General features: G+C 58.1%; 10 protein-coding genes. 4 read left to right on the top strand and 6 right to left on the bottom strand.

The genetic code is table 11. The features are described 5' to 3' along the window. Positions 1-13 precede the first annotated feature (13 nt). From IPJ96_12120 to IPJ96_12135, 4 genes are all read right to left on the bottom strand, one after another. The gene (locus tag IPJ96_12120; GenBank protein ID MBK7911074.1) at positions 14-253 is read right to left on the bottom strand and encodes a twin-arginine translocase TatA/TatE family subunit; all 240 of its coding nucleotides are present in this window, start codon (positions 251-253) and stop codon (positions 14-16) included. Between the two features lie 147 nt (positions 254-400). Continuing rightward, entirely contained in the window at positions 401-3409 is a 3009-nt protein-coding gene (gene secDF / locus IPJ96_12125; protein ID MBK7911075.1) for a protein translocase subunit SecDF, read from the bottom strand. Positions 3410-3554: 145 nt separating this feature from the next. After that, a complete protein-coding gene (locus tag IPJ96_12130) occupies positions 3555-3746 on the bottom strand; it encodes a hypothetical protein (protein ID MBK7911076.1) in 192 nt (63 codons plus the stop codon). A gap of 34 nt (positions 3747-3780) precedes the next feature. Continuing rightward, positions 3781-3942 carry a hypothetical protein gene (locus IPJ96_12135; protein MBK7911077.1) on the bottom strand — a complete coding sequence of 54 codons (162 nt, stop codon included), beginning with the start codon at positions 3940-3942 and terminating at the stop codon, positions 3781-3783. 138 nt (positions 3943-4080) lie between these two features. On the opposite strand from IPJ96_12135, the gene IPJ96_12140 reads away from it, so the two are divergent. From IPJ96_12140 to msrB, 3 genes are all read left to right on the top strand, one after another. After that, positions 4081-6351, top strand: coding sequence for an aconitate hydratase (locus IPJ96_12140; GenBank protein ID MBK7911078.1), 2271 nt, complete (start codon positions 4081-4083; stop codon positions 6349-6351). A 152-nt stretch (positions 6352-6503) separates the two neighbouring features. Next, positions 6504-7910 carry an FAD/NAD(P)-binding protein gene (locus IPJ96_12145; GenBank protein MBK7911079.1) on the top strand — a complete coding sequence of 469 codons (1407 nt, stop codon included), beginning with the start codon at positions 6504-6506 and terminating at the stop codon, positions 7908-7910. Positions 7911-7972: 62 nt separating this feature from the next. Next, positions 7973-8470 (top strand): peptide-methionine (R)-S-oxide reductase MsrB, encoded by a 498-nt coding sequence (msrB, locus tag IPJ96_12150; protein ID MBK7911080.1) that lies wholly within the window; start codon positions 7973-7975, stop codon positions 8468-8470. Between the two features lie 9 nt (positions 8471-8479). Here msrB and IPJ96_12155 read toward each other — a convergent pair whose 3' ends face one another. Then, positions 8480-10759, bottom strand: a complete 2280-nt coding sequence (locus IPJ96_12155) for a T9SS type A sorting domain-containing protein (GenBank protein ID MBK7911081.1) — start codon at positions 10757-10759, stop codon at positions 8480-8482. A 151-nt stretch (positions 10760-10910) separates the two neighbouring features. Here IPJ96_12155 and IPJ96_12160 point away from each other — a divergent pair, with 151 nt between their 5' ends. Further along, a complete protein-coding gene (locus tag IPJ96_12160) occupies positions 10911-11402 on the top strand; it encodes a YajQ family cyclic di-GMP-binding protein (protein ID MBK7911082.1) in 492 nt (163 codons plus the stop codon). 2414 nt (positions 11403-13816) lie between these two features. On the opposite strand, the gene IPJ96_12165 is transcribed toward IPJ96_12160, so the two are convergent. Beyond that, positions 13817-16051, bottom strand: a complete 2235-nt coding sequence (locus IPJ96_12165) for a TonB-dependent receptor (GenBank protein ID MBK7911083.1) — start codon at positions 16049-16051, stop codon at positions 13817-13819. Between the last annotated feature and the right edge of the window lie 190 nt (positions 16052-16241).

Genomic DNA, 16241 nt, shown 5'->3' on the forward strand with positions numbered 1-16241 from the left:
GCGCGAAGGCGGACTATTGATCCAACTTCTTCGCCTCTTCCTTCTTCTCCGCCGGCTTGCTCTCCGTATTCGCGGCGTCGCGGATCTCGCGTTCCACCCCGTTCATCGCGTCCTTGAAGTCGCGCATGCCGCGACCGAGTCCCTTCGCCAACTCGGGGATCTGTTTCGATCCGAAAAAGAGCAGGACAACCAGCAGGATGACAAAGATCTCACCGCCACCGAGGTTCAGAAAGAGCAGGGATTGGAGCAACATGGTAGGATTATTTATCGCAAAGGTAGCTGCAAAGGTAGTCGGAAAGCATGAAGGTTTAAGGAGGGCTTTTTTCAGCTTTGCCCTTTGAATTCAAAAAAAAGAGCCTGATCGGGATCGACCAGGCTCCATTTTCAGGATTCGTTAATATCAGTCTTTCTTCTTGTCTTCAGAATCCAGTTTCGCGAAATCGACTACGACCGGCGTAGCGATACAGATCGACGAATAGGTTCCGATCACGATACCGATCAACAGGGCGAAGGTGAATCCGCGGATAACCTCTCCGCCGAAGATGAAGATCGCCAGCAGTACGAAGAAAATCGTCAGCGAGGTATTGATCGTACGGCTCAGCGTGGCGTTGAGCGCGTCATTGATCACCTTACGCTGGTTGTGCGCGTGGTGGTGTACGCCGACAAACTCGCGGATACGGTCGAATACCACGACGGTATCGGTCATCGAGTAGCCCATAACCGTCAGGATCGCGGCGATGAAGGCCTGGTCGATCTCCAGCGAGAAGGGCAGTACGCCGTTGAAGATGGCGAAGAAGCTCAGTACCACGACCGCGTCGTGCAGCAGGGCGATCACAGCGCCCAGACCGAACTGCCAACGCTTGAAGCGGATGAAGATGTAGATGAACATCAGCGCGCAGGAGATCAGGATCGCCCAGATAGCGGATGATTTGATATCATCGGCGATGGTCGGACCTACTTTCTGGGTGCTGAGCACCGTGTAATTGCCGCCGATGGCTTTCAGACCCTCATTCAGCTTGTCCGTCACACGCACTTCGGCATCCTGTGCGGGATCGTCGATCAGGTAGGTGGTGGTGATCTTCACCTGGTTCTCGCCGCCGAAGGTCTTTACTTCCGGAGATTTGCCGAACGGGCCTTTGAGCGCGTCGATCACGTCGACGGTCGCCATCGGCTTCTCGAAGCGCACCACATAGCTGCGGCCGCCCTGGAAGTCAACACCGAAGTTCAGACCCTTGGTCACGAACGCGGCAATACCCGCCGCGATGATGAGGCCGCTGATCATGTAGTAGATCTTCCGGCGCTCCACGAAGTTGATGTGGATGTTCTTGAAGGCGCCTTTGGAGAAGTTGTTCCAGAAGCGGATGTCCTTGTTACGACCGAGCATCCATTCGAAGATCATGCGCGTGATGAAGATAGCGCAGAACAGCGAAGTGAGAATACCGATGATCAGCGTCGTCGCGAATCCCTGGATCGGACCCGTACCGAATACATACAGGATGATACCGAGGATCAGGGTCGTGACGTTGGAGTCGATGATCGAAGAGTAAGCGTGCTTGAATCCGTCGGAGATCGCGAGGCGAAGTCCTTTGCCCAGCGCCATCTCTTCCCGCACACGTTCGAAGATGAGGATGTTCGCGTCAACCGAGAGACCGATCGTGAGGACGATACCGGCGATTCCCGGCAGCGTCAGCACGGCGCCCAGCGAGGCGAGAATGCCCATGATGAAGAACACGTTCGCGAAGAGGGCGATGTCGGCCACAAGACCGGCGTTGCTGTAATACGAAACCATGAACAACAGCACCAGCACCAACGCGATCACGAACGAGATGAGACCGGCGTTGATGGCTTCCTGACCAAGCGTCGGCCCCACGACAGTATCTTCCACAATGCGTGCGGGAGCCGGAAGTTTACCGACTTTCAGCACGTTCGCGAGATCGTCCGCTTCTTCCAGCGTGAACTGACCGGTGATGCTGGAATTTCCACCTGAGATCTCGTTCTGTACGACCGGGAAGGAATAGACGTAATCGTCGAGTACGATGGCTACCGATTTGCCGATGTTCTGACCCGTCAACCGTTTCCAGGTGCGTGCGCCTTCCGCGTTCATGCTCATGCCGATCTCCCAATTGTCGGAGAACTGGCCTTTCTGCTTACGCGCGTCGACGACCGCGGAACCGTCAAGCGGAGCCTGGAAGTCGCGGTTCGGCATCTTGATGGCAACGAGCTGCAGCACGCGGCCTTCCGCGTCGATCGGCTTCACCGACCAGAACGCCTTGAACTCACGCGGGAATTTCGAACGCACCTGCGGCATGGCGAGGTACTGGTTCACACGGGCGGTGTCCTTGATCAGCGACATGCCGATGACCGGCCCTTTGCGCAGTTCCGATTGTCCCTGCTCGTTCTGTCCGACCGAAGGGGTCAGCACAGCGAAGAAGGGATTCTCACGCGCGAAGTCTTCGAACGACTTCTGTCCGGTGGTATCCGTTTTCGCGGTATCTCCGCCTTCTTTCTTGTCGCCGAGTTGGGCTACCAGGTCTTCCGACTTGGCAGCCGTATCCGCTGCGGCAGTCGCGTCTTTCAATGTATCAGCCGGAACAGCGAGGCTGTCGGTATTGATCGCTTCAGCCTGCACCGTGGTGTCGGCAGCACCCGTCAGCTTGAGGGCCTTGTTGGCCTCCTCCAGCATCGGGTAGATCTCGGTGTTGTCATAGGTCTCCCAGAACTCGAGCTTCGCCGTACCCTGGAGGAGCTTGCGAACACGCTCGGGTTCTTTGATACCCGGAAGCTCGACGAGGATTCGTCCGTTGCCCAGCTTCTGTACGTTCGGCTGGGTAACGCCGAACTTGTCGATACGGGTCTTGATGATCTGGTAGGTACGATCAAAGGCGGCATTCGCTTCCGTCTGAATGATCTGCTTCACTTCCTCATTCGAAGAGTTGAAGTTGATGCGTTCGGACAATTCCTTGGTCGCGAAAATGGCCGCGAGACGACCGTTCGGATCGAGCTTTTGGAATTCATCGACGAACAGGGATACGAAGTCCTTCTGACTCTTCGACTGGGCGGCAACGGCGTTGTCCAGGGCCTTGTTGAAGGTGGCGTCCGTACTGTGGTTGGCCATCGAACGGATCAGATCCACCAGCGACACTTCAAGGGTGACGTTCATGCCGCCTTTGAGGTCAAGACCGAGGTTCAGTTCGTTCTCTTTACACTTCTTGTACGTGTGACCGAAGATCGGATACACCGGCTGGGTGTTCACCGAGTCGAGGTACTGACGCTCCTTCGCCGGATCTCCGTTGGCGAACGCCTTGGCATCCTTTTCAACACTGCGCGTGACCAGCGTAAATGATAGCTGGTAAACACAGACCAGGGCCAGCAGGATCGCAAACAGTTTTACAGCTCCTTTGGATTGCATGGATGATAATTGGGTTAATAGAATATGAGTGGCTTACGCCCAATTTTTTTGAGCGTGCAAAGATAGAATTTACAGGCTTAAATCCAATTTTAAACGGAAATCGGCCTTTTATCGGCAGAAGTGGAATTCCGGGCAAAAAAGGCGATTACTTTCCCTGTTCCTGCTGCACGCCACCCGAACCCGCGTCTTGCGGATGCAGGACTTCCGGATGCGTGATCAGGCTGATCAGCAGGAATAACAGGGCGTAAAAGAGAAAGACGCCGGCAAAGCGCAAGGCTCCTTTGAACGGCATTTCATGCCGGGGAGCTGCGGAAAGGGTATTGGTGTGAACTACCATAAAGTGTCTCTAAATCAATCAGATGTAAATAAAATCAGGGCTGAAGGGAGCCAAGCAGGGAGGTTTCCGACGCAGACTGGATTAGCAGGTATCCGAGCACGGCCGCTCCCAGCAAAGCCTGGAGCAAGAGGGTGGTCGGAGCGAAGAGTTGTCGGCGGTAGCGTTCGTTGGTCGAACCGATCTTGTAGCTGTTCATCGCATGCAGGTTGTTTTGGGGAAAATATACGCCCCGCCACCGGTGAGGATTACTCAATCCTACCGACCTTCTTACAGGAGGAGTTCACCCGCCCCCGCCGCTTTTTTCGTACCTTTGCAGTCCGAAAAACAGAGAAAAATGGCCTTTGACATCGAAATGATCAAAGCGATCTACGCCCAACTCCCCTCCCGCGTAGCCGCTGCCCGCAAATTGGTCGGTCGACCGCTCACCCTCACCGAAAAAATTCTCTACTCCCACCTCACGACCGCGCTGCCTTCAAAGGCCTACGAGCGAGCGAAATCGTACGTCGACTTCAACCCGGACCGCGTAGCCATGCAGGACGCGACCGCCCAAATGGCCCTGCTGCAGTTCATGCAGGCCGGTCGTCCGAAGGTCGCGGTTCCCTCTACCGTTCATTGCGATCACCTCATCACCGCTAAAACCGGCAGCAAGGAAGACCTTGCATTCGCCATCAAGGAAAGCGAAGAGGTCTTCAACTTCCTTTCGTCCGTCTCCAATAAATACGGCATCGGCTTCTGGAAGCCGGGCGCCGGTATCATCCACCAGGTGGTACTCGAGAACTACGCCTTCCCCGGCGGTATGATGATCGGTACCGACAGCCATACGGTGAATGCCGGCGGCCTCGGCATGATCGCCATCGGTGTCGGCGGTGCCGATGCCTGCGACGTGATGGCCGGACTTCCCTGGGAACTCAAGTGGCCGAAACTCATCGGCATCAAACTGACCGGTAAACTCAACGGCTGGACCAGCGCGAAGGATGTGATCCTGAAAGTCGCCGGCATCCTCACCGTGAAAGGCGGTACCGGCGCGGTCGTCGAATACTTCGGCGAAGGCGCGACGTCCATGAGCTGTACCGGCAAAGGCACGATCTGTAACATGGGCGCCGAGATCGGCGCTACCACTTCCACCTTCGGCTACGATGCCAGCATGGAACGCTACCTGCGCTCCACCGGTCGCGCCGATGTAGCCGAACTGGCCAACGCGGTGCGCGAACACCTCACCGGCGACGCGGAAGTGTATGCCGATCCGAAAAAATATTTCGACGAAGTGATCGAGATCAACCTCAGCGAACTCGAACCGCACGTCAACGGCCCCTTCTCCCCCGACCTGGCTACTCCAATCAGTAAAATGAAAGAGGTTGCCGCCGCAAACGGCTGGCCGGTGAAAGTGGAAGTCGGCCTGATCGGCTCCTGCACCAACTCCTCCTACGAAGACATCGCGCGTGCCGCTTCCCTCGCGAAGCAGGCGGTCGAGAAAAAACTGGTCCCGAAAGCGGAGTTCACCATCACGCCCGGATCGGAGCAGGTGCGCTACACCATCGAACGCGACGGCTTCATCGGCACCTTCGACAAGATCGGCGCGAAGGTATTCGCCAACGCCTGCGGCCCCTGCATCGGCATGTGGGCGCGCATGGGCGCCGAGAAGCAGGAGAAGAACACCATCGTTCACTCCTTCAACCGCAACTTCAAAGCACGCAACGACAGCAACCCGAACACCTTCGCGTTCGTCGCTTCGCCTGAACTGGTGACCGCCCTGGCCCTCGCCGGCGACCTCAGGTTCAACCCGATCACCGATACGCTCGTCAACGCGGAAGGCAAGGCGGTGAAACTCGAACCGCCTTCCGGCGACGAACTGCCGTCGAAAGGGTTCGCGGTGGAAGACAACGGCTACCAGGCACCCGCGGCCGACGGTTCGCGTGTGCAGGTCGTTGTTGATCCGAAGTCCTCCCGCCTCCAACTCCTCGATCCGTTCCGCCCCTGGGAAGGCGCCGATCTCGTCGGCCTCCGCCTCCTCATCAAGGCGAAAGGCAAGTGCACCACCGACCACATCTCCCCGGCCGGCAAGTGGCTCAAGTTCCGCGGTCACCTCGACAACATCAGCAACAACATGCTGACGGGCGCGACGAACTTCTTCAACGACAAAGCCAACTCGGTCAAGAACCAGTTGAACGGTCAGTACGACGAAGTGCCGAACGTGCAGCGCGCCTACAAAGCCGCCGGTATCGGCTCGATCGTGGTGGGCGATGAAAACTACGGCGAAGGCTCCAGCCGCGAACACGCCGCCATGGAACCCCGCCACCTCGGCGTACGCGCGGTGCTCGTGAAGTCCTTCGCGCGCATCCACGAGACGAACCTCAAGAAGCAGGGCATGCTGGCGCTGACGTTCGCCAACCCGGCCGACTACGACAAGATCCGCGAAGACGACTCGATCGACCTGATCGGTCTCACCGGCTTCGCACCGGGCGTTCCGCTGACGCTGGTGGCGCACCATACCGACGGCTCCGAAGACCGCTTCCAGGTCAACCACACCTACAACGAGAACCAGATCGAGTGGTTCAAAGCCGGCGGCGCGCTCAACATCATCCGCGCATCGGTGAACGAAGGTTGATCGTACCTTGAAGAGTTCATGCGCGCCCCGGAGCGATTCACAGACGAATCGGTCCGGGGCGCGATCTTTTCCGCCAACTGCCTCGCGGGTCATTTTACCTGCTGATCAAACCCTGTATCTTTGAACCCTTCACATCTGCTGCCCGCGCTTTTATGTCGACCACTTCACCTCCTGCCATCGCGATCATCGGCGGTGGCTTCAGCGGCAGCTTCACCGCGGTACAACTGATTCGCCAGCACCGGCAACCGCTGCGCATCCTGCTGTTCAACTGCCGTTATCCGGTCGCGCGCGGTATCGCCTACGACACCTACTCGGACGAACACCTGCTGAACGTCAAGGCAGGCAACATGAGCGCCATCGACGGCGAGCCGGACCACTTCGTCAACTGGTTCCTGCAACAAGCCGAAGGCAAAGGCCTCGATCCCGGGCAGGTCCCGTTCATGTTCCTCCCGCGATCGGTCTATGGCCGCTACCTCTCCGACGTATTCGAACAGCAACTCCTCCGACTGCCACCCAGCGTGAGCGTGGAGATCGTGCAACAGGAGGTCACCGACCTGCGCCGCGAAGACCACCACTGGTCGATCGTGACGGAACCGGGAAGACGCATCAAGGCCGAGGCGGTCGTGCTCGCCACCGGCAACAGTCTGCCGGGAACACCCTCCGGACTCACCGGCATCAGCGAGAGCAGCCGTTACTGCGGCAACCCATGGCTCGAGTCCTGCGTCGTCACAACGAATGAACGCGAAGTGCTGATCGTCGGCACCGGCCTGACAATGGTCGACATTGTCCTCGGTCTGCGCGGCAAAGGGTACACCGGAACGATCATCGCCATCTCGCCCAAAGGCTTCGACATTCTCCCCCACCGCAATTTCCCGCCGCACAAAGCGATCCTCGATGAATTGCGGGAACCCTACCACATCGATCAGCTCGTGCGCGTCTTCCGGCAACACGTCTTCGCCATCCGCAAACTGGGCATCTCCGGAGAGGCGGTCGTGGACGCCTTGCGTTCGAAGACCCAGGAGATCTGGCAACAACTCAGCAGCCGGGAAAAGCGACAATTCATCCAACACCTGCGGCACCTCTGGGGAATGGCGCGACACCGCCTGCCGTTCACCATCCACGAACAGATCCAACGTGAGATCCGCAAAGGCAGCCTCATCATTCGTGCCGGCAGGATCCTGTCCGCCTCCGAAGAGCAGGCACGAATCAAACTGGAGATTCGTCCGCGCGGCTCCGACGCGACGGAAACACTTCGCGTCGATCGCGTCATCAACTGCACCGGACCGCAACCGGACATCCGGAAAGTAGCATCGCCGCTCCTGCAGCGACTTACCGACCGCGGACTGATCGTTCCTCATGAACTCAACCTGGGTATCGAAGCGACCACCGACGGACGGATCATCGACAGTGACGGAAACGCGCAAACCGATTTTCTGACGCTTGGCACGCTCCTGCGCGGCGCCCTCTGGGAAAGCACTGCCGTTCCCGAACTCCGTGTCCAGGCCGCCGGTGTGGCCCGGCATCTGGTGAACTTGCTTGCCACGCGAACGACACCTTAACAAGCTTTAACCTCTGCCGGAAATCCAAACCTTCCCTCCCGCCGTTTGTTTCTAAAACTGATATGAGGATCCTCAGCCTTTCCATCTTCTCCCTGCTGGTCTCCGCGTTGATCGCGTGCGGACAACCGGCCGTCCAACAACAGCAATCGAACAACATGCAAGAGCAAAACGGAATTTCAAAAGACGAACTCAAAAAGAAACTCACCCCGGAACAGTATCGCATCACGCAGGAATGCGGCACGGAAGCGCCTTTTACCGGCAAGTACTGGGACAACCACGAGACGGGCATGTACCACTGCGTGGTCTGTAATGCTCCGCTCTTTTCAAGCAACACGAAATACGACAGCGGCAGCGGATGGCCGAGTTTCTACGCGCCGGTCGAGGGCAGTAACATCCGTGAAAAACGGGATTCGAGTCACGGCATGATCCGTACCGAGATCGTGTGCGCGAAATGCGGCGCCCACCTGGGTCACGTCTTCGACGACGGCCCCAACCCTACCGGGCTGCGCTATTGCACCAACTCCGGTTCGCTGCAGTTCTACAAGGAAGGCAGTAAGTAAATCATCCGATCAATGCTGCACCCGCAGTTTCATGCTGCGGGATGCAGTTTCGGAAACGAGCCGAAGCAGGTAAAGACCGGACGCCCATTCGGTCGTGGAGATGACCATTTGCTCGGCGCTGACACGCGACCGATACAGCACGCGACCTGCGATGTCCGTTACTTCCAGTTGTTCCGTCCCTTTTCCACTCAGGTGGTTGAAACTGACCCGCACTTCGTCACGTGCCGGATTCGGAAACGCGATGAAGGAAACCGCCGGCTCTTCGAGCGCCGGAACGCCGGCTGTCGGGTTGTACTGATACCACAGTTGTAGTCCGCCGGAAGCCTGTCCCAGAACCAGGTCGACAAAGCCGTCACCGTTGATATCACCACCGTTCACCGAAACATTGAACTTGATCCTGGACGATTCCGGCTTGTTGTACAGCGAATCCAGGAGCCGGAACGTACCGTTCAGGTTACCGTCGATGTTGTCGTAGAAGTACACGTTGCCGCCCATGTTCGACACTGCCAGCCGACGCGTGCCTGCGGTATCGTAAAAGAAGGGTACGGTATACCCTTCGACGTATCCCTGTGACTGCAGCAGAATACCGCCAAGCGTATCGTTATCGGGCAGGTTGCTGTAAAACGCGCTCGCCGCAGTTCCGATGTTCTTGAAGTAGTTGATGGTGGCCGACTTCTCCCCGATCAACAGATCCTGCAGTCCGTCCCGGTTGATGTCAAACAGTTGCGGGGTCGCCGTGTTACCGACATCGATGCCCATGTAATTCGGGAATGCAAGTTGGAAGCTGCAGGGATTACCCGCGCCGGCGCTGTTGTTGAAGAAGTAGAGTTTTCCGTCGTCCGCACCGATGATCATGTCGGCATCGCCATCGGCATCCAGATCACCGAACGTCGCGGCCAGGGGCGCGACGAGATTCAGTGCCGAGATGCCGGCCAGGTCGTCCGTGATGAGTTCGTATGCCGGCTGGGTGGCTGTGCCTTTGTTGCGGAACAACCACAAGCTGTTCTTATTTGCCTGCGGTGGATTCTGGAAGATACTGCCCCCGACGATCAGGTCCGGCAAGCCGTCACTGTCGTAATCGAATGGCACCGGCACAGCCGCTTCGCCGACGTCGATCATGCCGCCGACCAGAAAATCACTCGAACGGTAACTGAAGGTCGGGTTGGGATCCGTTGCGGTGTTCTTGTACCACCACATACCCTGTCGGTTCTCGTTCTCATTCGGCGCGAAGAGCATATCGCGCTTGCCGTCGTTGTCGAGGTCGATGTAGCTGTGCGCGTGGAAGCCGTTGAAGACCGCGGCCAGGTCGTAGGATGGAAAGCTGACATCCTGCGTATCCATCTCCGCGGAAAACTGCGTCCCGCCGTTGTGGACCATGAGAGTGTTGTACGAAGAGATGTCTCCGATCAGGGCATCCATATCGTTGTCGCCGTCGAGGTCGAGCAGGTAGATCGAAGAGATCGTATCATCACGACGAGCGGCATCGGAAGGATCGTAAGCCGGTTCCAGGACCGGGTTGGGCTCTTCGGTCGGCCGACCGACACGGCACGGACAATGAAAACATCCCACCTCGTTGGCGCCGCCTACTTGCAGGGCGAAATTTCCCCAGCAGGCGGAAGCCCATTCGTACACCAGCGAATCGCAGGTGCCATAGTTGTCCATGGACAGGTTACGGTGATAAATGAATCGGCCATCCGGAACCGAATTGTATCCGATGATATCCATGTCGCCGTCGCTATCCACATCCGCAAAGGCCGGGATGGAAACCGCGCTGGCGAAGATGTTCGTCGGGAAGCCGGCGAAGGTCTCCCGCATGAACGGATTGACGAGGGTGAACTGCAAACCGGAGCCAGGCGTGTAGTCGTTGCGCCAGGCGGCGATGCCTGACGGAAACTGGGAAGAGAGCATGAACAGGTCTTCCTTCCCGTCGCAATTGTAATCGTAGAACAGCGCCCACTTGTTGATCGGAGGGAATCTCTGCACCATTTCCGGCGCGTACTGCCATGCGGTGACCACATTCGTCGAGCCGGTATTCAGGAAGCAACTCACCCGGTTGTTGAAGCGGTCGAACACGAAGAGGTCTTTGCGTCCGTCACCGTCCATATCCACGGAAGAGGTCAGCGGATAATTGATCCCGCCTGACCAGGGGTTCTGCATCGGGGTCCCGGCGATCTCCACCGCGACATTATCGACCCGGTCGAAGCGGACCTGGGCATTGGACTGATCCGAGAGCAGGAACAGGAAGACAAACGGCAGCGCCGCCAGGAAACGTAAGTGCGTATTTCGCATGATTACGAAGATACTCAATAGGCAGGCGGCGAAAGCAGGACAAATGTCAATTCTTATTCATTTTCCAACATGAACAGTCCGCTCCCGGCTGGAAAATTAGGGCAGTTTTGGTCCGGCTCGCGTATCTTTACAAGACCACACACGCACGCCCATGCCTTCTTTTGACATCGTTTCCAAAATAGACGTCCAAAAACTCGACAACGCCATCAACGTGGCGATCAAGGAACTCGCCAACCGTTTCGATTTTCACGGTTCCAAGACCAACGTGGAACTCGACAAGAAGACGCTCCAGATCCACGTCCTCACTGAAAACGACATGCGCCTCAAAGCCGTGGAAGGCATCATCATCGGCCGCATGGTGAAGCAGGGCCTCGACCCGCAGAGCCTCGACTTCGGCAAGGAACTCTACGCCTCCGGCAACATGGTCAAGAAGGACATCAAGGTCAAGCAGGGCGTCGACAAAGACACCGCGAAGAAAGTCGTCAAGATCATCAAAGACACCGGCCTCAAAGTCCAGGCGTCCATCATGGACGAACAAGTCCGCGTCACCGGCAAGAAGATCGACGACCTCCAGGAACTCATCAGCATTTTGGAAAAGTCACAGGTCGGCATTCCAATGCAGTACGAGAATTTCCGGAGTTGATCGTATGCATCCAGGCGGTGCATGACAAAGATCAATTTTCCAACCACCACCCCGCCTCGTAGGGGCGGCAGTATCCTTGTACCGGTTGTCCCTCTCGGATTTTCGACCCCGTAGGGGTCGCGGTATGAATGGTTGATGCTGTGATAAAAAAATTAATGCTCCATCGCCGGTCCATCGCGGCAAACCAATTTGCTTCTTTCACCGCCCCTTACCGCGACCCCTACGGGGCCGTGATCATTGGGGGATTGCAACGGGCCAGGATACCGGCGCCCCGATGGGGCGCACGGGTGGGCGTGATTGGACGGCGGTTTGAAAACAAATTTTATTCCTTGCGCTAACAACGTTGTGTACCAGCGATGTCTTGGATGTATCATCCCGGACGACGCGGCCGTTCTTCACAACCACCACCCCGCCCCGTAGGGGCGGCGGTATCCTTGTACAGGTTGTCCCTCTCGGAATTTCGACCCCGTAGGGGTCGCGGTATGAATGGTTGATGCTGTGATAAAAAAATTAATGCTCCATCGCCGGTCCATCGCGGCAAACCAATTTGCTTCTTTCACCGCCCCTTACCGCGACCCCTACGGGGCCGTGATCATTGGGGATTGCAACGGGCTGGGATACCGGCGCCCCGATGGGGCGCACGGGTGGGCGTGATTGGACGGCGGTTTGAAAACAAATTTTATTCCTTGCGCTAACAACGTTGTTTACCAGCGATGTCTTGGATGTATCATCCCGGACGACGCGGCCGTTCTTCACAACCACCACCCCGCCCCGTAGGGGCGGCGGTATCCTTGCACCGGTTGTCCCTCTTGGAATTTCGACCCCGTAGGGGTCGCGGTATGAAATGTTGGTTCAGGGAACAATGGTCCGTCTGGCGGAATGTTAGCGCCTTCGAACAGCGACCACATGGGTATAAAGCTCCCAGCGCGTATTCCGCCGCAGCATCCGATCAGTCAACACCCCGCCCCATAGGGGCGGCGGTATCCTTGTACAGGTTGTCCCTCTCGGAATTTCGACCCCGTAGGGGTCGCGGTATGAAAGGTTAGTGCTGTGATAAAAAAAATAATGCATCATCGCCGGTGAATCGTGGCAAACCAATTTGCTTCTTTCACCGCCCCTTACCGCGACCCCTACGGGGCCGTGATCATTGGGGGATTGCAACGGGCTAGGATACCGGCGCCCCGATGGGGCGCACGGGTGGGCGTGATTGGACGGCGGTTTGAAAACAAATTTTATTCCTTGCGCTAACAACGTTGTTTACCAGCGATGTCTTGGATGTATCATCCCGGACGACGCGGCCGTTCTTCACAACCACCACCCCGCCCCGTAGGGGCGGCGGTATCCTTGTACAGGTTGTCCCTCTCGGAATTTCGACCCCGTAGGGGTCGCGGTATGAAAGGTTAGTGCTGTGATAAAAAAAATAATGCATCATCGCCGGTGAATCGTGGCAAACCAATTTGCTTCTTTCACCGCCCCTTACCGCGACCCCTACGGGGCCGTGATCATTGGGGGATTGCAACGGGCTAGGATACCGGCGCCCCGATGGGGCGCACGGGTGGGCGTAAGTCAGCGGTTTGAAAACAAATTTTATTCCTTGCGCTAACAACGTTGTTTACCAGCGATGTCTTGGATGTATCATCCCGGACGACGCGGCCGTTCTTCACAACCACCACCCCGCCCCGTAGGGGCGGCGGTATCCTTGCACCAAATGTCCCTCTCGGATTTTCGACCCCGTAGGGGTCGCGGTATGAAATGTTGGTGCTGTGATAAAAAAAATAATACATCATCGCCGGTGAATCGTGGCAAACCAATTTGCTTCTTTCACCGCCCCTTACCGCGACCCCTACGGGGCCGTGATCATTGGGGGATTGCAACGGGCTAGGATACCGGCGCCCCGATGGGGCGCACGGGTGGGCCTGATTGGACGGCGGTTTGAAAACAAATATTATTCCCTGCGCTAAAAACTTTTTTCACGAGAGATGCCTTGATGTCTTATCCCGGAAGACGCGGCCTTTGATCACAACCACCACCCCGCCCCATAGGGGCGGCGGTATCCTTGCACCGGTTGTCCCTCTTGGATTTTCGACCCCGTAGGGGTCGCGGTATGAAATGTTGATTCAGGGAATAGTGGTCCGTCTGGCGGAATGTTAGCGCCTTCGAAAAGCAACAGCATAGGCATACCACTCCCAGCGCGCATTCCGCCGCAGCATCCGATCAGTCAACACCCCGCCCCGTAGGGGCGGCGGTATCCTTGCACCGGTTGTCCCTCTTGGATTTTCGACCCCGTAGGGGTCGCGGTATGAAATGTTTATTCAGGGAACAATGGTCCGTCTGGCGGAATGTTAGCGCCTTCGAAAAGTAACAGCATAGGCATAACACTCCCAGCGCGCATTCCGCCTTACCACCGGCGATCCTTACAACTTCATTCCCACCGTCACAATCAACGTCCTCGCCTCGCCGGGCAGCAGGCCGGGACCGGGATAACCACCGGAACGTCGGGTGAAATAACGGTCGTCGAAGAGGTTCGACAGATTCACCTTCAGCTCGTAGCGCTCCTTATAAGTATAACCGGCGGATGCATCCCAGACCGTCCAGGCGGGAATGACGCCCGCTTGCCCGTTCGCGGTGGGCATCTCGGTGTTGCCGGCATCGGCATAGACTTTACCGGTGTAGCTGTATTGCAACTCAGCACGGAAGTCGCCCAGGAGGAAGGATGCACCACAACGATGGATCAGCGCGGGGGCGTACTCCACAAGCTTGCCGTCGAGGTTACTCGTCCCGTTCACGGGCGATGCGAGCGGGAAGTCGCCGTAGGTCGCTTTCATCAGCGCGAGCGAGTTCCACAGCGTGAGCTCCACGCGTGTTCGGTGGTTCAGGAAGCGCAGCGGGTTCACTTCCACGTAGGCTTCCAGTCCTCGGTGCAGGCTGTTGCCCAGGTTGGTGCGGTAGAGGTAGCTGCTGCCGTCGGCGTTCGTGCGGCTGAGGTTGCCGATGCGGTCGCCGTAGGTCATCGTGTACACGCTAACATCCGCGCGCAGCCGGTCCTGCCACTTGCCGCGGATGCCCAGCTCGGCCGAATGTCCGCGCGCGTCGCGCAGGTTGGGGTCCACCACGTCGGTCGTAGCCGGCGGGGTGAGGTCGGAAAAAAGCACCGGCCGGTAAGCCTGTGACCAGTTGCCGTACAGGCTCCACGCGCCCGGCAGTTGATACGACGCGCCGAGGCCGGCGAGCAGGAAGGTCCGCTCCCGCTCCAATGGCTGCATGCGTGACTCGCTTCCGTCGCTGTTGAACGCGTAACGGCCCTCGCCTTCGCTCCGCACCCGCTCGAGGCGCAGGCCCGGACTCAGACTCCAGCGCTGGCCGATATGAAAGACGTTCTCGAAAAAGGCCGCCAGGTTGCCGCTGCCGAACTCCAGCGAGCGCGGGAAGCGGCCGTTGCTGTTCGTGATGGCGAAGTCGGCGCCGCTGCCGGTGGTGCCTTGTCCGCGCTGGTCGCGGCGGGTGTTGCCGCGGAAGTAACGCAGTCCGGCGGAGAGGGCGTGTTCCCGACCCAGCCAGCGGTAGCGGCGCAGTCCGCGCAGCTCGAGGCCGAGGTTGGTGTAGAAGTCGCGGTCGACTTGCCGCGGCGCGTAAGTGCCGGTGGCGGGGTTGATAGTATCGGCCACGGTGACGGCGGATACAAAGCCCACCGAGTTGCGTTCTGCGATGAGGCCGTTGACGGAGAGTTGCAGGCTCGTCATCGAATCGGGAGCGTATTGCAGAGAGCCGGTCAAAACATTCCAGGGTGCGGAGAACCAGTTGCGCGCGCGCAGGCTCTGCCGGGCGTCGGCGGCGAACTGCGCGTCGGTGAGGCCGCCGGCTTGTTGGAGGCGGTTGGTGCTGCGGGTGTAGGAGAACGCAGTCTTCCACTTTTCCGAGATGCGGTAGCCGAGGGAGCCGTAGAGCACATCGGCGCGGTAGCGGCTGTGTTCGCGCCAGCCCTCGGCCTGGCGGTGGTGGTAGAAAGCGTAGTAGGACAGCCGGCCGACCGTGCCGCCCAGCGCGTTGAAGGAGCTCCACAGCCCGTAGCTGCCGCCGCTCTGCCGGCTTTCGACGGCGAGCTTGCGGTCGGTGGGTGCCTGCCGGATGCGGTAGTCGAGCAGCCCGCCGAACTGCGGACCGTATTGCAGTCCCGCCGCCCCACGCACCAGCGTGATCGACTCCACCGCCTCGGCGGGCGGGTTGTAGTAGGCCTCGGGATAACCGAAGGGATCCGCGGCGATGTCGAAGCCGTTCTGCCGCACGTTGAACTCCCAGGAGCGGTTGGGACTCAGTCCGCGGCTGCCCACGCCGATCTGCGTGCCGGAGCCGTCGCTTTCCCATACGCTGATGCCGGGCGCCTTTCCGAAGAGCTGCCGCGACTGGTTCTGCACCGTATTCGCGCCCAGGTCGTCGAGCCGGATCAGCTCGGTCTTCTTACCCGCCAGCAACACCAGTCCATCCCGCTCCGGCAACCATTCCCGGCCCCGTTCCCGGAAACCCTGAATGTCTACCGACTTCAAAGTATCCGCCCACAGGAACTTCTCCCCGCCCGGCTCCTCCGCTCGTAAAACGCTGGGAATGAACACTAAAACGCTGACAAACCCAATTCCGGCTATCCTGAAACCCATGCTTATTTTTATTTAGACTGTTTCTAAATAAGGCTGCAAGGATAGGAAATGATTGGATTGGGTTTGAATGACGGATGTCAGTTGGGGTGTTGGGTTGCCGTAAAGGGTTGATTATTAAATTTAAAAGTTGAAAGGCATCGAATCTGCCGGTGCTTTGAATCTATGTTCTCCTGGTTAACACCTCCCTCCT

The sequence above is a fragment of the Bacteroidota bacterium genome (assembly GCA_016713765.1).
In the GTDB taxonomy this organism is placed as follows: Bacteria; Bacteroidota; Bacteroidia; order AKYH767-A; family 2013-40CM-41-45; genus Pollutiaquabacter; species Pollutiaquabacter aromativorans.